Origin of the sequence: Erwinia sp. MMLR14_017 (assembly GCF_033657285.1) — a bacterium.
Classification (GTDB): Bacteria; Pseudomonadota; Gammaproteobacteria; order Enterobacterales; family Enterobacteriaceae; genus Erwinia.
The window spans coordinates 269999-291831 of record NZ_JAWVWP010000002.1 but is presented as its reverse complement, the minus strand read 5'-3'; the positions used below and the strand labels follow the sequence as shown (position 1 = coordinate 291831).

The following is a 21833-nucleotide window of genomic DNA, read 5'->3' as shown; positions in this document are numbered from 1 at the left end:
AATGCAGCAACGTGAAGAAAAAATCAGACCATCCCGCCGTTGGCGCGGATAACCTGACCGTTTATCCAGCCGCTCTGGTCGCCCGCCAGGAAGGCCACCACGGCGGCAATATCATCCGGCTGACCCAGGCGCTGCATCGGGTTCAGGTTCGCCAGATTCTGGATCAGCTCTTCGCTTTTCCCGGTCAAAAACAGCTCCGTGGCAACCGGCCCCGGCGCAACGGCATTGACGGTTATCTGACGTCCGCGCAACTCTTTGGCGAAGGTGTGAGTAAAGGCTTCCACGGCGGCTTTAGTGCCGTTATAAATCGCGTAGCCAGGCATATTTAAGCCTATGGCGGAGCTGGAGAGATTAATAATCCTGCCGCCTTCCTCCAGCCGTTTCCCCGCTTCACGCAGTGTGTTAAATGTTCCCTGCACATTGATAGCAAAAGTCCGGGCGAACAATTCGTCTGAATGTTCCATCAGCGGCAACGTTTCCAACACGCCTGCGTTATTCACCAGCACGTCAATACGGCCAAAATGGTGCTGAGCGGCTTCGAACATTGCGGCCACATCATCAGATCGGGAGACATCGGCTTTCACCGCCAGTCCCTCCACGCCCATTGCTTTGAGCTGTGCTACCACCTCTTCGGCTTCGCCGGCGCTGCTGGCATAATTCACCACCACGTTGAAACCCTCTTCCCCAAGGCGAAGCGCGATCTGCGCCCCTATTCCCCGCGATGCACCGGTCACAATGGCAACTTTATTCGCTGTAATGGTCATGTTGAACTCCTCTGGTAAATGGTTATAAACAGCATGATTGCTATCGCATAAAAGATAATTAACCAATAATGAGTAACTTTATTTCATTTACTTTAACAATGAGGCTGCCGTGGACCGTTTTCAGGAAATGCAGGTGTTCGTGAGGATTGCCGAGCGCGGCAGTTTCACGCAGGCCGCAGAAGATTTGCAGATCCCACGCGCTACCGTCACCAATCTGATTAAAAGAATGGAAGAGCGACTCGGCACCCGGCTGCTGGAAAGAACCACACGCACGGTGACGCTGACTGATGATGGCCGACAATTTTACCGAAACTGCATCCGTTTACTGGCCGATATGGAAGAGGCTGAAAGTCAGTTCCGCAACGCCACCCCAAAAGGGCTGCTGCGGGTAAATATGCAGGGGACGCTGGCAAAAAACTTTGTGGTGCCCAGACTGGCAGAATTTATCACCCGTTATCCTGATATCCGCCTGCAGATCAGTGAGGATGACCGCTTTGTCGATTTAATCCGGGAAGGTATTCACTGCGTGTTGCGAGCGGGAAACTTGCAGGACAGCACGATGGTGGCGCGTCGCGTTGCCCTGCTGCAGCAAGTTACGGTCGCCAGTCCAGCTTATCTTGCGGCTTACGGCGAACCCAAAACGCTCGAAGCGTTAACGGGTCATCATGCGGTCAATTACCTCTCCAGCGCTATCGGGCGGGCGCTGCCGCTGGAATTTACCGTTAAGGATGAGGTAAAAACCGTGCAGCTTGATGACGTCATCTCGGTAAACGGCACGGAGCTTTATACCAGCGCGGCGCTGGCTGGTCTGGGGATCATTCAGGTGCCGCATTACCGGATAAAGCAGGAACTGGCAGAGAACAAACTGAAAATTATCCTTCCTGAGATGCCGCCTCCACCGATTCCGGTTTCGATGCTTTACCTGCAGAATCGCCAGCTGTCACAGCGGGTCAGGGTATTTATTAACTGGATTGGAGAAATCTTTCAGCGCGCGGAACAGTGAAGAGCACTGTTAATCAGTTCAGAACGGGTAAGGCAGGAAGTTTTAAGGCAGGTGATAACCATCGGTCAGTCCCTGACCGCGGCTATCGAGAGTTTCTGGCCAGCGCCATTAAGACATGGCACCCGGCGGCACATGTTTAAAGACTTCAACATAGCTGTGCAACACGCGTTTAAGGAATTTTTTCATTTCGATCGGCCTGCTTCAAATTTTGTTAGTAAAGTGCAAAAAAATTATACAAGACGCACCTTTTTCAGGCAAATAAATTTGAACCAGATCACATAAATGAGTTTTATCAGAAGAGGAAAAAGGTAAACAGAAGGCAAAGAGGCGGGCTCCTGCCCGCCAGATGCATCAGGAAATCTCTGCAAAATCAGGTAAAAAGATTCAGATGCTCGATAAGGATGCTGCTGCCAATAGCAATCAGCACTACGCCGCCAAAAATCTCTGCCCATTTGCCCATGACCGGACCAAGGAAGCGCCCCAGTAATATACCGGCAGTGGCCATAATCATGGTTGAGGCGCCAATCGCCAGCGCGGTAGCGACAATGTTGACCTGCAGGAAAGCCAGGCCTACACCTACAGCCATCGCATCCAGGCTGGTTGCTACCGCCGTAGCGGCCAGCAGCATAAAGCTGTGACTTTGCGGTGCTTCGTCCACGTTCTCTTTTTTACGGAAACCTTCCCGGATCATGCGGGCACCGAGCACAAAGAGCAAAATGAAGGCAACCCAGTGATCCCAGGCCATCACGTAACGGCTGGCGGCTATGCCGACACCCCAGCCAATCAGCGGGGTAAGCGCCTCAATAACACCAAAGATTAATCCCGTCCGCAGCGCCTCTTTCACCGAAGGACGGTGGAGACAGGCACCTTTACCAATAGCCGCCGCAAACGCGTCCATCGACATGCCAAAGGCCAGAATAAGAGTGGCGTACATGTTCATTGTGGTTATACCGGCTTGAGGCCCCCGGAGGCCCTCAACGCATCATAAAAACAGATCCCGCCGTAAAAATAAGCGGCAGCGGGTGAAAGTGTGACGCATCCTACCACGCGTTTTCTATAAAAAAAAGACAACAAAATCAGGGGTTTGAGTATAGCCTTGGCTATACTTTTTAACGAATGCTAATTCTGTGCGAAAAAAATCGCTAAAAAGCCTAAAAGAATTACTACCTTAAGGAGCACATCCCTGACGAGGCCGGGGGAATTCCAGGCAAAAAGAGGGGATTTATCTGCACTCAGATAAAAAAATATTTATTCATACGAGGCTTATTTAACGCAGAAATTGCTTTGAAAAACGCCAGGTCCGTACTTCAGATTGAACCTGAACCCCGATTGCCGGAAAATGGCCGCTTCTGACCAGAATGGAATAATGATGAAAAACCCGTTTCTGACCTTTTTAATGCCGATGAGCACCCTGATGCTGGGCATGCTCTCCGCTTTGTTACTGCCTGCGCCCTGGTTTGGCCTCAGCCTGACTTACCGACTGATGGCGATATTCCATCTCAGCGATATCGGCCAGCTCTATACGCTGGTCTTTTGTCTGTGGTTCCTGCTGCTGGGCGCCATTGAATATTTTATTATCCGTTTCTTTTATCTGCGCTTTGTAAAAGTCTGAGACGCAAAAATCAGGGCGGAAAATCATTCCGCCCTGAGAGCTATGCGTTAAAAATCATCAATAACGCGCTGGATAAAATCACTAGTCCGACAAAAAACAGGACGATCGCCGTGACGGCATCAGGAGATTTCATGCTGTCTCTCCTCAGAACCACTGGCCAAAGCGACGGATATAGAGACGCTTCATCCCCTGTGCGACGAAGCAGTAGCCCAACAGCGTGGCAACAAGCCACGGGAAATAAGACCAGGGCAGCGGCACCAGCCCCACGGCGCTCCCCAGCGGCGAGAACGGAATATAGATCCCCAGCGCCATGACCAGCCCGGTCGTCAGCATCACCGGCAGTGCAGCCCGGCTCTGAATAAACGGAATTTTTTGCGTGCGCAGCATATGCACTACCAGCGTTTGCGACAGCAAGCCTTCGATAAACCAGCCAGACTGAAACAGCGCCTGGTGTTCAACGCTGTTGGCCGCGAAAACATGCCACATAATAGCAAATGTGGTGATATCAAATAGTGAGGATGTCGGACCGATCCACAGCATAAAGCGGCGGATATTTTTCGCATCCCACTTGCGTGGTTTCCGTAAAAACTCTTTGTCCATTTTGTCCCACGGCAGCGCCAGCTGCGACAGGTCATACATCAGGTTCTGCAGCAAAAGATGGATCGCCAGCATAGGTAAAAATGGGATAAACGCGCTGGCAATCAGTACCGAGAAGACGTTGCCAAAGTTGGAGCTGGCGGTCATATTCAGGTATTTGATGATGTTGCCGAAGGTTTCGCGGCCTTTGATGACGCCCTGCTCCAGTACCATCAGGTTTTTTTCCAGCAGAATGATATCTGCCGATTCTTTGGCGATATCGGTCGCCGTATCTACCGAAATACCTATATCCGCATCCCGAAGCGCTGGCGCATCGTTGATGCCATCGCCCAGAAAACCAACCGTATGTCCGTTGTGTTGCAACGCCTGCAACACCCGTGATTTTTGCTGGGGAGTAAGGCGACAGAACAGCGTTTTTGCCTCCACCTGTTGGTACAGCTCATCGTCATTCAGCCGTGCGATCTCTGTGCCACACAGCGCTTCTCCTGGCTCCAGGCCCACTTCACGGCAGATTTTGCTGCTGATAATGGCGTTATCGCCGGTCAGAACTTTTATCGCCACGCCATTTTCATGCAGCGCTGCTATCGCCTCTTTTGCGCTCTCTTTGGGCGGATCGAGGAAGGTCAGCAGGCCGCAAATTGTCAGCCCACGTTCGTCCTCTTTGCTCAGGGGCATGGTCAGCGGGCATTCGCTTAAATCACGATTGCCAAGCAGCAGCACGCGGAAGCCTTGCTGATTCCACTCTTGTGCCTGTCGCTGCCACTGCCTGCGGGCGGCGGCATCCAGTGGACGACGCTTATCACCATCCAGCCACCATTGCGCCACGGACAGCATCTCATCTACCGCGCCTTTGCAAATCAGCTGCTGGCGGTTTTGCTCATCCGCTACCACCACGGAAAGACGACGGCGTTCAAAATCAAACGGCAGCTCATCCACTTTGCGATAGCGCCACAGGCCGCTGACCGCCAGTTTGCCCTGGCTGAAGCTGAGGATCGCTTTGTCCATCAGGTTCCTGATGCCGCTCTGGTGGCGGCTGTTCAGCCAGGCGAGCTGCAGTACTCTGTCGTTGTTGCGCCCACAGGCATCAAGATGCTGTGCCAGAATGATACGATCCTGGGTCAGCGTGCCGGTTTTATCAGTACAGAGCACATCCATTGCGCCAAAATTTTGTATGGCGTTGAGCCGCTTCACCACAACTTTGCGGCGTGACAGGGCAATAGCCCCTTTTGCCAGATTGGAACTGACAATCATTGGCAGCATTTCCGGCGTCAGACCCACGGCCACGGCCAGCGCAAACAGCAGTGCATCTGACCAGTCCCCTTTGGTAAATCCGTTAATAAACAGGACTACCGGCACCATCACCAGCATAAAGCGGATCAGCAGCCAGCTGACGCTGTTAACGCCACGGTCAAAAGCCGTTTGCGGACGGCTGCCGACCAGCGATTTCGCCAGCGAGCCAAACCAGGTTTTATTGCCTGTCGCCACCACCACGGCCGTAGCGGTACCGCTGGCGACAGTAGTGCCCATCAGGCAGATACCAGGCATACTGAGCAGATCGGCGTCATCAGTGAGCGGGCCTGGAGATTTTGCCGTCACGTTGGCCATCGCATCGTACTTTTCAACAGGAATCGCTTCACCACTGAGCGCGGCCTGGCTGACGAACAGATCACGTGAAGTGAGCAGGCGAATGTCAGCAGGGATCATATCGCCCGCCGAAAGGTAGATGATGTCTCCCGGCACCACCTCGTGAAGCGCAATTTCACTTCTGACGGGCTGAGCCGATACGCTGCTGCGTCGGATCACTGTGGCAGTGGTCCGCACCATTAACTTCAGCGCTTCTGCGGCTTTATTCGTGCGGTACTCCTGCCAGAAACGCAGCAGGCCGCTCAGCAGAACCATCATCAGCATGATCCCAACGCCGGTGAGATCGGTCTCTTCGCCTTTACGGCCTGGAAGGAGATAGTCGGTAAAAAAGCTGATGGCAGCCAGCACCATTAATACCCAGATAAAGGGATTATTGAAGGCCTGCACGAGTTGGCGTAACGCGTGAGGTGCTTTCTCGTTCGCCACTTCATTTTTACCATACTGGCTCAGGCGATCCGCAGCCTCTTGCTGAGTCAAACCGCTACGCTGGGTATGCAGCCGGGCAAGCGTGCTTTCAAGGCTCTGTTTCATTTCACTCGCAACGGCCAGATTGCGGGCGAGAATTAAGTTGGCATTATTCATTTTCATCTGCCAGATCCTTCTTTAGTGTTTATTCAGACGCGGGGAAGCTTTCCTGCGCGTGAGGAATTTTTTCAAAAGAGATCGGGCGAGAGCGGACGGGACGAGCAGAAAGGCTAGTGAGCGTTTACCCTCCTGTACTCATAGCGCCGCCTTCGCCCATGGCTGGTCGGAGGTTCTTTCATGATCGATTCCTTATTACTTTATTGCTGCGTAGCAAGGCAGAGAGGGCCAGATTACGCACCTGAGAAAGTGGCGGCGTCAGCGTTCCCGGAAGAAACAGAGAACGGCTTTTATGACGAGATGAAGTCATACACATAGTTAACCCTCGTCCAGACGCGGCTGGAGCGTAGTACAAGATAGAGGGGGATGTGACGACCTGAAGAGAAGGTGAAACATTGCCCGCCGGTTTTCGGCAAGCAAACAACGGTGTTGGCTTACCTTATTAAGTTGTTATTTAAGGGGTGACTGTCCAATTTACGGCTCCGTTGTGTGATCCGCGGCTACTATAGGTTGCCAGGCAAAAGAAGTAAACCCAGGCAACTACAAGGATAATTATGAGCGCATTGGTTTATTTTTTATTTTAAAACAATAAGTTAAAAAAATAACTGCAACAAAATCCCCTATTTTGTATATCAACGGATTATCAACAACTCATCATTCATTCTGATTAAAAGTTTTAATAGCACTCTGTACCGGGCAAACCGTGACGGAAATCAAAACGGGTTTCGGCTGATTATTTATGCTGACCAGCGTTTTCTTCTCTGAGACTTTTTTACCCACAGCAGGCAAAAAGCAGCATTGAGAAACGACCAATAAAACAATGTATTCTCAGCGTTGATATACCATGATTGGCTATGAGACAGGCAGGGTTGGCATGATAAAAGCGGTCTCTTTAAAGGTTGGCTAAATAACCAGACAGGAGAGGATTAGGATGCTACAGCGGACCAGAATCTGGTTAAAACGCACGGCTGTCGTGGCAATAATGGCGCTGATGATACTGTTGGGGTTGCGCGTGGTGCTGACGGAGCGTGGGCCGGATTTAGCGCTGTGGCACACTTGGGTACCGGAAGAGCTGAGTGAGAGCAAGCTGGATCGTACCGACTGGGCGGGCTACCTGCAAAATGAGCAAAAAATCTTTGCAGAAATGAAGCTTAACGTCAGCGATAAGCTACAGCAGTCCGATCCAGAAACCTATAACCGTTATGCAGAGCACAGCCCCGTCTATCCGGGTCATTTTGCAACGGACTGGAACCGCTCTTACATCATGATGCCGCAGGGTAAACCGCGCGGCGCGGTGGTGCTGCTGCATGGTCTCACTGATTCGCCCTACAGTTTGCGCCATTTTGCGGAAGATTACCGGCAGCATGGCTATGTAGCGGTTGCCATACGCCTGCCGGGGCATGGGACAGTGCCCGCTGCACTGACCAGCGTGGAGTGGGAAGATTGGATGGCGGCTACCCGGCTGGCAGTGCGGGAAGCCCGAAAACGTGCGCCTGACGGAACGCCGTTGCAGATCGTAGGTTTCTCTAACGGCGGCGCACTGGCGATGAAATATGCCCTGGACACGCTGCAGGACCCTGCCTTAGCGGCTCCCAGCCGGTTAATCCTGATTTCACCCATGATTGGCGTCAGCAGCTATGCCCGCTACGCCGGGCTGGCTGGCCTGCCCTCTGTTTTCCCCGCCTTTGCGCGTTCCGCATGGCTGAGCATCCTGCCGGAGTTTAATCCGTTCAAATACAACTCTTTCCCGGTGAAAGCGGCTCGTCAGTCCTGGCTGCTGACCAGCGCTTTGCAAACCCAGCTGCACCGCGATCGGGCCAGCCATCTGCTGGATAAACTCCCGCCGGTTCTGACCTTTCAGTCGGTAGCGGATGCCACGGTCAGCACGCCAGCCGTAGTAAGAGGATTGTACAATCTGCTGCCTGATAACGGCAGCGAGCTGGTGCTGTTTGATATCAATCAGTCGGTGCAGCTCTCTCCGTTAATGCGCAGCAGCGCCAGACATGCGGCAGAACATCTGCTGCCGCCTCCGCCTCGCCGCTATGCCACTACGCTGGTCACTAATGCCCCGGCAAAGAGCAATATTGAGGTCGCGAACAGTACGCCCGCAGGCAGCACGGAGACCCGGAGCACGCCGCTGGGGCTGAATTATCCCCCGGACGTCTATTCGCTCTCCCATGTGGCGCTGCCCTTCCCGTTGACCGATTCCCTTTATGGCAGGACGCCAACGCAGCCGGGTGAATTTGGGGTGAGCTTCGGCTCGCTGACGCCACGCGGAGAACGTGCAGTGCTGATGGTCACGCTGGATACGCTGATGCGTCAATCCTCCAACCCTTTCTTTCCCTGGATGCTTGAGCGCGTCAATGCCACCCTGAAATAAGCCGCAAATATGTCACATGACACGCTTTGTAACAGGCGAGGCCAGGGGAGAAGGCAGCGGTCACAGGCGGAAAACTCAGTCATAAATCTGGTTTACCGCGCAAACTTTGCGCAAAGGCCAGCATTTATCGCTGAGGCACTACTTTTTATTGCCCGTTTCTTAGTGGTTATTGCCATAAAAGTGACGTTTCACCCTGCCATCCCCCAGCAAATATCCGCTGTCACGCACGATCCTCTTTTCCACGCCGCAGGCCCGCGCCAGCGCGGTTTTCGCCATTGAATGCCGTCTCCGCAGTGCGTAAGATTCTTTTTCACGTTTTACAAATAAGAAACTGCTATGCAAGCCTCCATCGCACCATCTCCCGACGCCGAAAACGATGCCACGCCCGTTAACTCACGCAGTAAAGTGGTGGTTGCTTCGTTGGTCGGTACAGCTATCGAATTTTTCGATTTCTATATTTATGCTACCGCTGCGGTTATCGTCTTCCCGCATATTTTCTTTCCGCAGGGTGATGCCACGGTCGCCACGCTACAGTCGCTGGCGACCTTTGCCATTGCCTTTGTGGCGCGCCCCATTGGTTCTGCCCTCTTCGGCCACTTTGGTGACCGTGTCGGACGTAAAACCACGCTGGTCGCTTCGTTGCTGACCATGGGGATCTCCACGGTGGTGATCGGCCTGCTGCCGGGCTATGAAACCATCGGCGTCTTTGCTCCTCTGCTGCTGGCGCTGGCGCGCTTTGGTCAGGGTTTGGGTCTGGGTGGCGAGTGGGGCGGCGCAGCGCTGCTGGCAACGGAGAACGCACCGGCCAAAAAACGTGCGCTCTACGGCTCCTTTCCCCAGTTAGGCGCGCCGATTGGCTTCTTCTTTGCTAACGGCACCTTTCTGCTGCTCTCCTGGCTACTGACAGACCAACAGTTTATGGCGTGGGGCTGGCGCGTACCCTTTATTCTTTCTGCCGTACTGGTGCTGGTTGGGCTTTATGTTCGCGTGTCGCTGCACGAGTCCCCGGTCTTTGCCAAAGTGAAGAAAGAGAAGAAACAGGTCAAAATGCCAATCGGGACGCTGCTCTCTAAGCATATGAAGGCGACGATCCTCGGCACCTTTATCATGCTGGCTACCTATACCCTGTTCTACATCATGACCGTTTACTCCATGTCATACGGCACTACGCCAGCGCCTGGCGGGCTGGGCTTCCCACGCAATACCATGCTGTGGATGCTGATGCTGGCGGTGATTGGTTTTGGCGTGATGGTGCCGATTGCCGGTATGCTGGCGGACCGCTTTGGTCGCCGTAAGACGATGATTGTGATTACGCTGATGATTATCGCCTTCTCGCTGATTTTCCCGAGCATGTTAGGGTCTGGCAATCAGCTGCTGGTGATGGCGTTCCTGCTGTGCGGCCTGAGCATCATGGGACTGACGTTTGGCCCAATGGGTGCGCTGCTGCCGGAGCTGTTCCCGACGGAAGTGCGTTATACCGGCGCCTCATTCTCCTATAATCTGTCGTCGATACTGGGCGCTTCTGTCGCCCCCTATATCGCTACCTGGTTAGCGCACACCTACGGTCTGTTCTATGTGGGTATTTATCTGGCAGCAATGGCATGCCTGACGTTGGTTGCCCTGCTTCTCAGCAAGGAAACCCGTCACGAATCCCTTTTCGACTAACCCTCGTTAAGCAGAAAAACCGGCTCCGGCCGGTTTTTTTTCGTTCTGCCTTCCTGATTTGGCCCGACATGCCCGACAAAGTCGCCGTTTGATGCAGCCGCCGTTTCAGCGAGGGAACCCTCCCGTTCCCTCACAGGTTATTTTTTCTTCATCTGCTGCAGCACGTTCGTACACTGATTATCCTCGTTATCGCTTGGGGAAATCAGCGCCAGCAGGGCTGCCGCTGGGCCGACCACCGCGCCCAGCGCTACCGCCGCCGCGCCACGCGCGATCAGCGGGCCTGCCTTCACGCCCGCATCCGGGTTCTTGAAGGTGCCACGTACATAGAGCGGTGAGCGCAGCGTGACAATGCGGATGCCCTTACTTTCCGGATCAATCGACAGATCCATGCGTTCGTTGGCGAAATTGGTGGTACCGCTGATGTTGATAACCGCATTCTCCGTGTCAAAAACAAAGAGTTTGGTTGAGGCCAGGCCATTATTGATCTGAAGATCTGCCGCCGCGCAGTTGATGCGTACCTGATCGTCGCCGAACAGTTTGCCTACCACGTAGTTACCGACGTTCAGGCCGACAATCTCCATCAGGCTCCGGCTGATCACGCCGTCATTCATCAGCATTTTCAGGTCGCCATTGCTGGTCGCCAGAATGTCCGCCACCGAATTGCCGGTACCGCTCAGGGTGGCATCCCCGTTCATCTGCCCCATACTGCTTTGCATCGCTTCAACATCCGGGAAAAGCTGCTTCAGCTTCAGATTTCGCGCATGCAGATCGGCGCGCGCGCGCATCGGCGTACGATCCCCTTCCATGCGAATAGTTGAGTTCAGGTTGCCTCCGGCAATGCCAAAGCGCAGCGGATCCAGCAACAAATTGCCATTTTTCAGTACCAGATGAGTGTAGAGATCGCTGAGAGGGAGCGAGTTGCTGTGCTCGATACGCTTGCCGCTGAATTTAACGTCAGCATCCATTACGTCCCAGTTTTTGGTATCAAACTTGTCATGCGGTAACACGCGGTCTGCAGGCTGGCTGGCGTCCTCACCACGCCTGGTTTTCGCCTGCTCGGTTTTTTCGCTTCCTTTACCCGATTTCACGCCAATCAACGGCCCCAGGTCGGCCATTCGTAACTGTTTTGACTCCAGAGAGCCTTCAAGCTTAGGGCGTGGTTTGCTCTGGGTATAGGTCATGGAGCCGTGAATATCACTGTCACCGATATGGCCGTTGAAATTCTCATAACGGAATACCGGGCCTCCTTTCTGCTGGAAACGGGCAATCAGATGGCCATCCGTTTCATAAGGAGGAGTGTCAGGCAGCAGAATACCGGTCAAACCGTAGAGGTTGGCCAGCGTATCGCCAGAGAAACGTAAGCGGATATTCAGCCCACCAAGGTTTAACGGGTCCTGCAATGTACCGCCAACCTGTACCCGCGTGGTGCCGTTGCGTACGTCCGCCTCCAGCGGGAAAGGATTAGTTTTGCTGCGCAGCGAGAGCATACCGCCGATTTTACCGTCACCGGTCAGCTTCTCATTGTTATAGGTCCCGGCGGCTTTCCAGCCAAAGACAAAATCAGAGGCGCCCTTCTGGCTTTTATCATCTTTGCTGCCTGCCACCTGCACATAGGGCACAGGTTTACCCAGCGGATTCACGGTAACCTGCACATCAGCCTTGTTTATCGCATCGCGATAAGCAATCTGCCCCCGATCAAACATGATGTTGTCGAGGCGGAAGGTCCAGGCGGAAGGCGGCTGATTCTGGTCCGGCGTGTCGCTGCCAGCAAGATTGAAGGTCCAGTTGTTCTTTTTGTCCGCCGTCTGGATCAAGCGGGCATCAGGCTGCGTCAGCTTAATCCACGGGATATAGACTTCCTTACTTATCAGCGCCAGCGGGGCCAGGGTCGCATCCGCACGCTGCAGATGAACCATAGTGACCTCCGGGATCTCAGGAGGATTGCCAAGCAGAATATCTTCCGCGTGTACGTGCGGCCACGGCACCCAACTGCGCCAGCCTGGTTCGTCACGATTACGTTCCCAGGTAATACCTAAATCGCCACGAATGGCGAAAGGACGGTTAAGTTCCGTCGAGACTTTCTGATTAATGGTAGGTTTAAGGCGGTTCCAGTCAAACGTAGCGATGATCACCACCACTACGATAACCAGCAACAAAAAAATCCCGACAACCCAACTAATTATTTTTCCCGCACGCGACATATCCTTTCTCCTTGCTCGCTTCGGCCTTCTGTAAAGATAGTCGAGAGAACAGGATACGGCATCAGTTCAGTTGCAGAGGCAACGACGCCAGCCGATCAAAAGGCATGGGACGGGCAAAAAAGTAGCCCTGAGCGGCAAAAGCAGGCGAATTCTGCACCTGTTTCCACTCCTCCAGGGTTTCCACACCCTCAACAATGACACCTTTGCTATAACGGTTTATCAGCGCCAGCAGCATATTAAACAAATTGCGCCCCTCATCTGATTTTCTCAGCATAAGAAACAGCTCGCGTGCCATTTTGATGTAGTCATATTTCAGTTGGGTCAGCGCAGAGAAGTTAGCCATGCCGCAGCCGAAATCATCCAGCCACAGCGGCCCAAGCTCAGGCATTTGTGCAACAATTTCTTCCTGCGGCAGAACATGATGCTCTACCAGTTCAAAGCGAATCCAGGGAGAGCGGGCAATCAAGTGCCGGATGGCAGCTTTATGCTGGATGGCCAGCAGTGTCGGCCCGTCAATATTAACTGAAACTACTATCCCCGTTTCGGTAAATGTCTCTTTCCAGTGTGCCAGCAGCTCAAGCTGCTCGGTCAGGATATGCAGACGATGATCGATCTCAAGCGCGGCAAAGTAACACTCCGGCGATAACGGCTGGTCCGGTGCGGAAGGGTGAAACATCGCAGTAAGCAACTCAATTGCCATCAGGCTTCCGGTTACCCGGTAGATAGGCTGAAACGTATAGGTGCGCTGGCACTCCTGCCAATACAGAGGCTCTTCTTGTTGTTTTTTAACAACATCTGAGGGAGGAAGCCGGTGGCTGATCTTTTTCAGCACCATTAAGTTGATCCTTTTATGATGAGACCGTCCAGAGAACGGATCTCCCGCCAGACAGATATCGGCACCAGCTCTGATAACTTTATCGGGGGATCTTCCGCATTCAGCCAGTTTATTCTCTCTTATCCTCTCTGAACCTACCCCAAACACAGAACCCTGTTGTGGTGGTTAATTGCCTGCTGCAGCCCATTATTAAAAGTAAAACACTGTTTTAAAATATTGACTCTGCCCGTCACGGCGGCGAAACTGAGTCAACTTTGAGTGAGGAGCAGACTCCTATGACGCAGAAAAAAATCGCCGTATTGGGCGAGTGCATGATTGAACTGTCGCAAAAAGAGCATGATTTGAGTCGGGGGTTCGGGGGCGATACCCTGAACACGGCGGTATATATCGCCCGCCAGGTTGATCCGGCGCATCTTGCCGTAGAGTACGTTACCGCGCTCGGCACGGACAGCTTCAGTAGTGAGATGATCGCCGCATGGCAGCAGGAGAAGGTTGGCACCTCGCTTATTCAGCGAATGGAAAATAAGCTTCCCGGCCTCTATGTGATAGAAACTGATTCTCAGGGTGAGCGTACGTTTTACTACTGGCGTAACGATGCCGCCGCACGTTTCTGGCTGGAAAGCGAGCAGGCAGAGGCAATTTGCCAGCAGCTGGCGGAGTATGATTATCTCTATCTCAGCGGCATCAGTCTGGCCATTCTCAGCCCGCAGAGCCGGGAAAAACTGATGGCGTTGCTCGCGACCTGTCGGCTGAATGGCGGGAAAGTTATCTTTGATAATAACTATCGCCCACGCTTATGGCCTTCAGTTGAAGTGACCAGGGCTGCATACCGGCTGATGCTGGCCTCTACCGATATCGCTTTCCTGACGCTGGATGATGAAACGCTGCTGTGGGGAGAATCTCCGGTTGAAGAGGTGATTGCCCGCACTCACGCCGCAGGCGTCAGCGAGGTGGTCATTAAACGGGGCGCAGAGTCCTGTCTTGTTTGCCTGCAGAACCAGCCGCTGCTGGAGATCCCTGCCGTCACGCTGCCTGCCAGCAGCGTGGTGGATACCACCGCCGCAGGTGATTCATTCAGTGCAGGCTATCTGGCGGTCCGTCTGAGTGGCGGCAGCGCGAGCGATGCGGCACGTCGCGGTCATCTCACAGCCAGTACGGTTATTCAGCATCGTGGGGCGATTATTCCGCTGGCGGCAATGCCTGAGTGACTGCTCCAGTGTGCATAAATCGGCAGAGGTCAAGCTTTCAGCCTCCTGTCTGATGTAAATTATCCGGCATAAAGTCAAATAACCAGCACAAGCTGACTCTTATTTTGCTTTATGCTTTTTATTATCAGATTGAAAATAAAATTCAGCGAATAACTCACCCTGATAAAAGTAATGCCTGCAGCTATTAACAATAAAACAAGCAACGCACCTCCTCATAAACAGTTAAGCAGCTGAATGAGTTAAATCTTAATTCAGTACCACCTCTCTGCGGATAAACTCATAATAAGCTGAATATATTGGGAAAGTGAAAAAATCGTTTTAACCGCTTTTGTTTATCTGCAGCGTGGTTTAGCAATTTCTTTTTAAAACAGCCGGGTAGCTAAGCGAAAAACGGAAATAAATCTTTTCTGGGCATAGTCTGAAACTGGTGGCTTTGCATCGGGAATGCTGGACGACTTAATAATAAATTGGCAATGTTTGTTTTAATGCAGCCAGACGAACTGATAAAAAATATTTTCGGCCAGGCTCGCCTATACTTAATTAATGCAAGACAGGAGCGCCTATGAAAACCGAAATAATAAATATCTGGCCTCATGGTGATGCCCCCGGCGCCAGCGACTCCAGGGTCAGCCCACAAATTATCGACTTAGCCAAAGAATATGAACCCTACGATCGGGCTGCCAGCGGCGTGCGCTGTCCTGAGCTTGCCTTCTGGTATCCGGAAGAGAACAAATCCAACGGTGTCACGCTGCTGGTTGCGCCAGGCGGCGGCTTTGAAAAAATCATGATTGATAAAGAGGGCAGCGCGCTGGCGATGTTCTTTACGGCAATGGGCTATACGCTGGCGGTAATGACCTACCGTTTTCCACAGGATGGACACCATGAAGCTGCCGATGCGCCGCTGGCGGATGCACAGCGGGCAATACGCGTTCTGCGCCATCGTGCAGCGCGTGGTCTGAACGGCAAACGTATTGTCATGATGGGCTTCTCCGCCGGGGGCTACGTCGCCGCCAGCGTTGGAACGCGTTTCGGCGAGAAGCTCTATCCGGTGCAGGACATCGCCGACTCGCTCGCCGCCCGTCCGGATGCCATGGTATTGATCTACCCGGTTATCAGCATGCGTGAAGGGCTGGCGCATCAGGGATCGCGCCTGCGCCTGCTGGGGGAACATCCTACCCAGAGTGAAATTGACGCCTATTCGCTGGAAACCCGCGTAACGGAGCAGACCCCGCAAACTCTGCTGATCCATGCCGTGAATGATGAGTCCGTACCAATCAACAACAGCATGGTGATGTTCAGCGCACTTCGGGAACACAAGGTCTCCAGTGAGCTGCATTTTTATGAAAAAGGCGGTCACGGCTTCGGCATTCGCAATGTAGCCGATCTGCCGCTGGCCAGCTGGCCGATGCTGGTTAACGAGTGGCTGCGCGCGCGGACGTGGGGATAATTGCGTATACGAATGGAAAATAAATGGCTAAGGAGAACCAGAAAGAATGCTGAAGAGGCTGCCTGATTCAACCTGAAGAAAACCCCGTCCCACTGGTAAACGGGGTTTACAGCCCTTTGCCGTCAGTTCTGTGAAGCGGGGATATCAGTGACCTCTGGCTTGGTATCGTCAACCGCAGCCGCTGCGGCATCCGGTGCCGGGGCCATGATCTTCTTCCAGCTCTCTTCCAGCGACTGCACGTTAGTTTCCGGTTCGCCCTGCGGCTGCATCAGCATCATCGTCAGGTCCTGCGACAGCTGTTGACGCAGCTCCTGATTCATCATTTGCAGCGTCAGGCCAGAAAGGAAGCTCTGCCGCAACTTCTGATACTGCTCAGGCGCGATATCCACCACGGCATTCTGCTGGGAACGTAAGCGCTGGCTCATCAGTACGTCGGTATCGGTACGGGCATAGGTGGCAAACAGCTTATTCAGCTCGGCGGTCTTCTGCGCCATCAGCGCGTCAAACTCCTCCTGCGGCAGACCGTTGTCGCGAATATTCGCCATCTCACGCGCCACCAGATTCAGGTTATTTTGCAACGTGGTGTTATCCGCATCCAGGTTGATGGCACACTGGGCGCGCTGGTAGAGCACACGGCAGTCAAAACCGACCTGAACCTTCTGCGCTTTGCTGGCGCTGAGTACGCGCTGAACATGCCAGAACAACGCTTCACGGGCCAGATCGCTCTGCCAGTAGCGCTGCAGATTTTGCGAATCCCGAATCGGCTGCCACGGCGTATCCCACACCAGAGAGAGACGATCCTGATGCAGATTATTATTCACCAGGCTTATCGGCTGCGGGGGCAGCGGCGAAAGGGTCGGCACCGGTGAAGGAACATCCCGCTTGCCTTGCAGCAAAGAGAACGTTTTGTTGATCTGCTCTGCCAGGCCACGGCTTTCAACATTGCCCACCACCATCAGCGTCATCGCATCTGGCGTGTACCACTGCTTATAAAAGTCGCTGAGCTTTTTGATATCAACCGGCGCGGCGGTTGGCGTTGCCGGGTCGTGCCCCAGCAGCGTTGAGCCTTTCAGCCGGTAGCGCCACCAGACATCCTGCGGGTTGGCGGGCCAGGTGGCAATCGGGTCATCCGCCCCGAGAGCGGCATTCACCGTCTGCTCATTGATGGTCATGTCGCCTGCGGTGGCAGCCAGCCAGTTCAGCGCCTCTTTCACCATCTCAGGCCGGTTATTGGGCAGGCTGAGGGAATAAAGCGTGAAATCATAAGAGGTGATAGCAGGCGGCTGAGGGCGATCGGGATCGATACTTTGCTGCCACAGTGAGCGCTGCTGGGCAGGATCGAGCTTCGCGTTATGCACCAGGGCCATACGCGGTAATAAATGGCTGTACCCTGCCTGCTGGGTATTTTCGAGTAATGAACCCGTATTAATCAGTAAACGAACTTCAACGCGGTCACTGGGACGCTGTGGCGTTGTTAAAACCTGCCAGCTAAAACCGTTATCCAGTTTTCCCTGCTGCCAGGCGGGATCGGGTTGGAGTGTTTCAGCCTGCACAGTGCTGCTGGCAGCAGCCAGCAATATTCCACCAACCAAAAGACGAATTCTGGTGCCCTGCATGTGAACCCCTACTCAATCACAAACCAAAAAAAAATCACTGGCGATCTACGGCCTGGGGCTATCTACGGGAAGGATAACTCAGGGAAGCCGCTGTTTTTTAACGGAACAGCTTCTTAGACCACGTATTGGAGAGGATGTCCCACCCCGGAGTGAAAAATGATAAAAATCTCTGGGGGGTTATTATGCAAATGCCCGCCGCGAGGGCAAGTCGCGGTGGCCATTTGAGGGGATATTTAGTGAATTAAGCGCTTACATCGGCGCATCGGGCAACTTTTTAGCCTTATTTCCCTTGGTGAGCGTCTCTGTCAGCTGCTTCTCATCCAACTGACCAACCCATTTAGCCACAAACACCGTTGCGACACCGTTCCCTACCAGATTGGTCAGCGCACGCGCTTCCGACATAAAGCGGTCTATACCGAGGATCAATGCCAGGCCTGCTACCGGCAGATGGCCGACGGCGGAGAGCGTTGCAGCGAGCACGATAAAGCCGCTTCCGGTGACCCCTGCCGCCCCTTTGGAAGAGAGCAGCAGCACCACCAGCAGGGTAATCTGATGCCAGATATCCATATGCGCATTGGTCGCCTGGGCGATAAATACCGCCGCCATGGTCAGGTAAATTGAAGTCCCATCGAGGTTAAACGAATAGCCGGTCGGGATAACCAGCCCCACCACCGACTTCTTACAACCCAGTTTTTCCATCTTATCCAGCATGCGCGGCAACGCGGATTCGGAAGAGGAGGTTCCCAGCACAATCAGCAGCTCTTCTTTGATGTAGGCGATGAACCTGAAGATATTAAAGCCGGTAAAGCGCGCAATCAGCCCCAGCACCACAATCACAAACAGCAGGCAGGTAATGTAGAAGCAGATAATCAGCTGACCGAGCTGAACCAGCGATCCCACGCCATATTTACCGATAGTGAATGCCATCGCCCCGAAGGCCCCAATCGGTGCCAGGCGCATAATCATGTTGATGATGCCGAAAATAACCCTGGAAAAACCTTCGATAAAGTTAAAGACCAGCGTGCCTTTATCGCCCAGACGATGCAGGGCAAAACCGAACATAATAGCAAACAGCAGCACCTGCAGGATGTTCCCGCTGGCGAACGCGCCAATCACGCTGTTGGGGATAACGTCCAGCAGGAAAGCGACCACGCCCTGCTGTTCTGCCTGCTGAGCATAAACCGCCACCGCTTTAGCATCCAGCGTAGCCGGGTCGATATTCATGCCGGCGCCAGGCTGCAACACGTTGACCACCACCAGCCCGATAATCAGCGCGATAGTACTGACAATTTCGAAATAGAGCAGCGCCACGGCGCCGGTGCGGCCTACGGCTTTCATGCTCTCCATACCGGCAATCCCTGTGACCACGGTACAGAAAATCACGGGCGCGATGATCATCTTGATCAGCTTCACAAACGCATCGCCCAGGGGTTTCATCTGAGCACCTAACTCGGGGTAGAAGTGCCCTAACAGCACGCCGATGACGATGGCTGTTATCACCTGAAAATAGAGGCTTTTAAAAAGGGAAGTTTTCATAAAATGTCCGTTAACGGCTGGATGGCAGGTAAATTCGCTGTAGTTATACGTAACCTTCTGCGCGAAAATAACACTCTGTTAACGGGATTGATATAAGTTGGCCTGCTTTGCGCCGCAGCAGCGCGCCGTTTTATGAGCTGAATCACGTCAGCAAAAGCAGGTTTGTCTTAAGGATTGATACCACAGGGGATTATTGCGTCCGGAAAGGAATCAATCAGCCTGAAACCCGAGGTATTTCTTATTGAAAACGGCCAGCGGCAGCGCCCCGGAATAGAGGTAGCCCTGAGCAATATTAATGCCACGCGCCAGCAGCCAGTCGCGCTGCTGGCTGGTTTCCACCCCTTCGGCAATGACATCCAGCCTGATGATGTCAGCGATCGCCGCCACGATGCGTACCATGGTGTCATCATCCGGCAGAATGCAGACGAAGCTGCGATCCATCTTCAGCTTGCTGATTGGTAACGCTTTAAACTGGCTCAGCCAGTTAAGATTGGCATAACCCATGCCAAAATCATCCAGCGCCACGGAAATCCCCACCTTCTGCAGTTCGCTTAACAGCCGCAACGCCTGCTCCGGTTCGCCCACCTGTGCCGTCTCGGTAATCTCCAGTATCAGGCTGCCGGGAGTGATTTGATGCCGGCGAATCAACTCCTGAAGATGCGTCACCATATCTGGTTCACGCAGCTGCACCGCAGAAAGATTGACGCTGAGCGGCAGGGTAATGCCGTGCTTTTGCCAGGCAGCAAGTACCCGACAGGACTCTTCAAAGACCCAGCGGCCCAGCGCGCCAATCACGCCAATCTCTTCCGCATTGACGATAAAATCTTCCGGCAAGGCCCAGTTACCGTCCGGCTGGCGCATGCGCAGCAAGGCTTCCGCCCCAACCAGCTTGCCGTTGCGCATATCAATCTGCGGCTGCAGGAACAGCGAAAATTGCCCCTCTTCCAACCCCTGCAAAATGTCATGCTCCTGCGTCATGCGCTTGTGCGCGCGCTCCATCATAAGCGGGTCAAAGAACAGAATCTGATTTTTGCCCTGATGGCGGGCAGACATCATTGCGGAAGCGGCCCGGCTGAGGAAATCGGACGCGGTAAGGGTGCTCGCCTCGCGCTGCGCCAGCCCGATACTGACGTTGGGGCGCAGATGCATCTCCTGTAACGATACGGGCTGATTCAGCCGCATCAACAGCAGCCTGGCAAGCCGCATCGCCCGGAACGGTTTATTGGCCCGCTTAACCAACAGCACAAAATCGCTGCTGGAGAGCTGGCCCAGTACGGTCTGGTCATCAATGCAGTGGCGAATTTTTTCCAGCAGGGTCAGCAGCAGCGTATCACGCTGCTCATCCAGCACCACGCCATTCGCCTCCAGCAGCGTTTCAATACGCAGCACCATAACGGTGAACGACTCATCACTGGGGACGGAAGCAAGATGCTGCTCCAGCAGTGCCAGGAACAGCGTTTTGTTGGGCAGATTTGTCAGCGCAAACCGCGTGGTGAGGCGGCTCATCTCATCGTGCACCGCTTCCGCCACCTGCTGGTTGCGGTTGTAGCTGCGGATCAGCATTCCCAGTTCATCATCCCGATGGCGGTCGGGCAGCGCGAGCTGATGGGAAATGGCCTCCTGCGGCGGCAGATCCTGCAGCTCGTTGGCAATTCTGCGCAGCGGGCGAACGATCAGTTTGTTGATACACCAGCTGATGGCGACAGAGAGGATCAGCGCCAGCAGCAGATAGGTGGTGACCATAGTCGATAAAGCGCTGAGGATAAACTGATAGACTCGCCAGGAGTCAGCCTGCAGGACCAGCAGCGCCAGCGGTTTGGGATTGGCTGGCTCCAGAGAATAGAGCGGCACGGTGATCTTCACCGGCAGTTCAAAGAGCGTGGCGATAAATTCAGGCACCGGTTTTTCAGGCTGGAAATCACTGTGCAGCGCCTGCAATCCGTTCGGCAATACCACCTCTGCGCGCGCCAGGATACCGGCCGGTTTTAACGAATTGAGGATCTGTTCAGCCTGCGGAATATCAGCCTTTAACACGGCCTGAGAAAGCGGTTCACGTACGGTATGGGCAACGTTTTCCATCTGCTGGGCGTAGTCAATCCTGCGCTGCTGCACAAAATGGAAAAGCTGAATGACAATAAAAACAGAGATGGTCACGGCAGCCACGCCGGATACCGTCGCCATCTGTTTTATTGTTAATGAACGACTGACTCGCAAGCCTGATCTCCGAATTGCTGGATGCTGCCACCTGGGGCAGCAAAAACTGTCCCGAGTATATCGTAAGGGAGCCGCATGTTAAGCCCTGCTGTCGGGCAAGCTGCTGATTAGGCGTTTTCTTAGCATGATTAGCTGAATTGAGCCGGTTAAAACGGCTGTGTGCCGATCAGCTTTCGTAACTTTCGACAAAAATGAATGGCAACACTTCATGGTAACAGCGCTAAAGTTTCGCGCTTAAATATCGCTATCGACAAAGTTAAATGCTGCTGAGCTGATGAAGTGCCAGCCACAACGCGCAAGCCATGATGTCAGAAAGCGTGAGCTGAAAGTTAAAAAAGCCGGGCTGAATTACAGAAAGCCCAGCAGGAACCTGGTGAAATTAAAGCAGACGGAGATGTGGGTAAGGTCGCCCAAAAAACCCATCAAAATTGAAGAGAGAAAGCTTAAACCTGAGTCAGTCAAAACGGATCTGAAAGAGGCACAGGAAGAGGCTGACAGAGTGAAATAATATCGTCCACATAATGGTAAG

15 protein-coding genes are annotated in these 21833 nt (G+C 53.5%); 6 read left to right on the top strand and 9 right to left on the bottom strand.

Features of this window, described 5'->3' with window-relative positions; all coding sequences use genetic code 11:
* Positions 1 to 23: 23 nt before the first annotated feature.
* On the bottom strand, positions 24 to 764 hold the full coding sequence (locus SD961_RS04385) for an SDR family oxidoreductase (RefSeq protein WP_318789169.1): 741 nt from the start codon (positions 762 to 764) through the stop codon (positions 24 to 26).
* A 127-nt stretch (positions 765 to 891) separates the two neighbouring features.
* Between SD961_RS04385 and SD961_RS04380 the strand changes: the two genes are divergently transcribed.
* Positions 892 to 1767 carry a LysR family transcriptional regulator gene (locus SD961_RS04380; RefSeq protein ID WP_318789398.1) on the top strand — a complete coding sequence of 292 codons (876 nt, stop codon included), beginning with the start codon at positions 892 to 894 and terminating at the stop codon, positions 1765 to 1767.
* A 108-nt stretch (positions 1768 to 1875) separates the two neighbouring features.
* On the opposite strand, the gene azuC is transcribed toward SD961_RS04380, so the two are convergent.
* Entirely contained in the window at positions 1876 to 1953 is a 78-nt protein-coding gene (gene azuC / locus SD961_RS21685; protein ID WP_412916654.1) for a stress response protein AzuC, read from the bottom strand.
* A gap of 184 nt (positions 1954 to 2137) precedes the next feature.
* On the bottom strand, positions 2138 to 2707 hold the full coding sequence (mntP, locus tag SD961_RS04375; RefSeq protein WP_318789168.1) for a manganese efflux pump MntP: 570 nt from the start codon (positions 2705 to 2707) through the stop codon (positions 2138 to 2140).
* Between the two features lie 429 nt (positions 2708 to 3136).
* Here mntP and SD961_RS04370 point away from each other — a divergent pair, with 429 nt between their 5' ends.
* On the top strand, positions 3137 to 3379 hold the full coding sequence (locus SD961_RS04370) for a DUF1158 family protein (protein WP_318789396.1): 243 nt from the start codon (positions 3137 to 3139) through the stop codon (positions 3377 to 3379).
* 144 nt (positions 3380 to 3523) lie between these two features.
* On the opposite strand, the gene mgtA is transcribed toward SD961_RS04370, so the two are convergent.
* Positions 3524 to 6208, bottom strand: coding sequence for a magnesium-translocating P-type ATPase (gene mgtA / locus SD961_RS04365; protein WP_318789167.1), 2685 nt, complete (start codon positions 6206 to 6208; stop codon positions 3524 to 3526).
* A gap of 925 nt (positions 6209 to 7133) precedes the next feature.
* Between mgtA and SD961_RS04360 the strand changes: the two genes are divergently transcribed.
* Together SD961_RS04360 and SD961_RS04355 are read left to right on the top strand one after the other, a co-directional pair.
* Positions 7134 to 8582 (top strand): alpha/beta hydrolase, encoded by a 1449-nt coding sequence (locus tag SD961_RS04360; protein ID WP_318789166.1) that lies wholly within the window; start codon positions 7134 to 7136, stop codon positions 8580 to 8582.
* Between the two features lie 336 nt (positions 8583 to 8918).
* Positions 8919 to 10247 (top strand): MFS transporter, encoded by a 1329-nt coding sequence (locus tag SD961_RS04355; RefSeq protein WP_318789165.1) that lies wholly within the window; start codon positions 8919 to 8921, stop codon positions 10245 to 10247.
* 137 nt (positions 10248 to 10384) lie between these two features.
* On the opposite strand, the gene SD961_RS04350 is transcribed toward SD961_RS04355, so the two are convergent.
* Positions 10385 to 12448 carry an AsmA family protein gene (locus SD961_RS04350; RefSeq protein ID WP_318789164.1) on the bottom strand — a complete coding sequence of 688 codons (2064 nt, stop codon included), beginning with the start codon at positions 12446 to 12448 and terminating at the stop codon, positions 10385 to 10387.
* 61 nt (positions 12449 to 12509) lie between these two features.
* Positions 12510 to 13283, bottom strand: a complete 774-nt coding sequence (gene pdeH, locus SD961_RS04345; protein WP_318789163.1) for a cyclic-guanylate-specific phosphodiesterase — start codon at positions 13281 to 13283, stop codon at positions 12510 to 12512.
* A gap of 275 nt (positions 13284 to 13558) precedes the next feature.
* Between pdeH and SD961_RS04340 the strand changes: the two genes are divergently transcribed.
* Together SD961_RS04340 and SD961_RS04335 are read left to right on the top strand one after the other, a co-directional pair.
* Positions 13559 to 14491, top strand: a complete 933-nt coding sequence (locus tag SD961_RS04340; protein ID WP_318789162.1) for a sugar kinase — start codon at positions 13559 to 13561, stop codon at positions 14489 to 14491.
* 562 nt (positions 14492 to 15053) lie between these two features.
* Complete coding sequence (locus tag SD961_RS04335) at positions 15054 to 15938, top strand: alpha/beta hydrolase (protein ID WP_318789161.1); 885 nt, start codon at positions 15054 to 15056, stop codon at positions 15936 to 15938.
* 122 nt (positions 15939 to 16060) lie between these two features.
* Here the strand turns inward: SD961_RS04335 and SD961_RS04330 are convergent, their stop codons facing one another.
* The 3 genes from SD961_RS04330 to hmsP form a co-directional block, all read right to left on the bottom strand.
* Complete coding sequence (locus tag SD961_RS04330) at positions 16061 to 17554, bottom strand: pitrilysin family protein (RefSeq protein WP_318789160.1); 1494 nt, start codon at positions 17552 to 17554, stop codon at positions 16061 to 16063.
* A 249-nt stretch (positions 17555 to 17803) separates the two neighbouring features.
* A complete protein-coding gene (locus SD961_RS04325) occupies positions 17804 to 19090 on the bottom strand; it encodes a dicarboxylate/amino acid:cation symporter (protein ID WP_318789159.1) in 1287 nt (428 codons plus the stop codon).
* A 210-nt stretch (positions 19091 to 19300) separates the two neighbouring features.
* A complete protein-coding gene (gene hmsP / locus SD961_RS04320) occupies positions 19301 to 21304 on the bottom strand; it encodes a biofilm formation regulator HmsP (RefSeq protein ID WP_318789158.1) in 2004 nt (667 codons plus the stop codon).
* Positions 21305 to 21833: the final 529 nt, after the last annotated feature.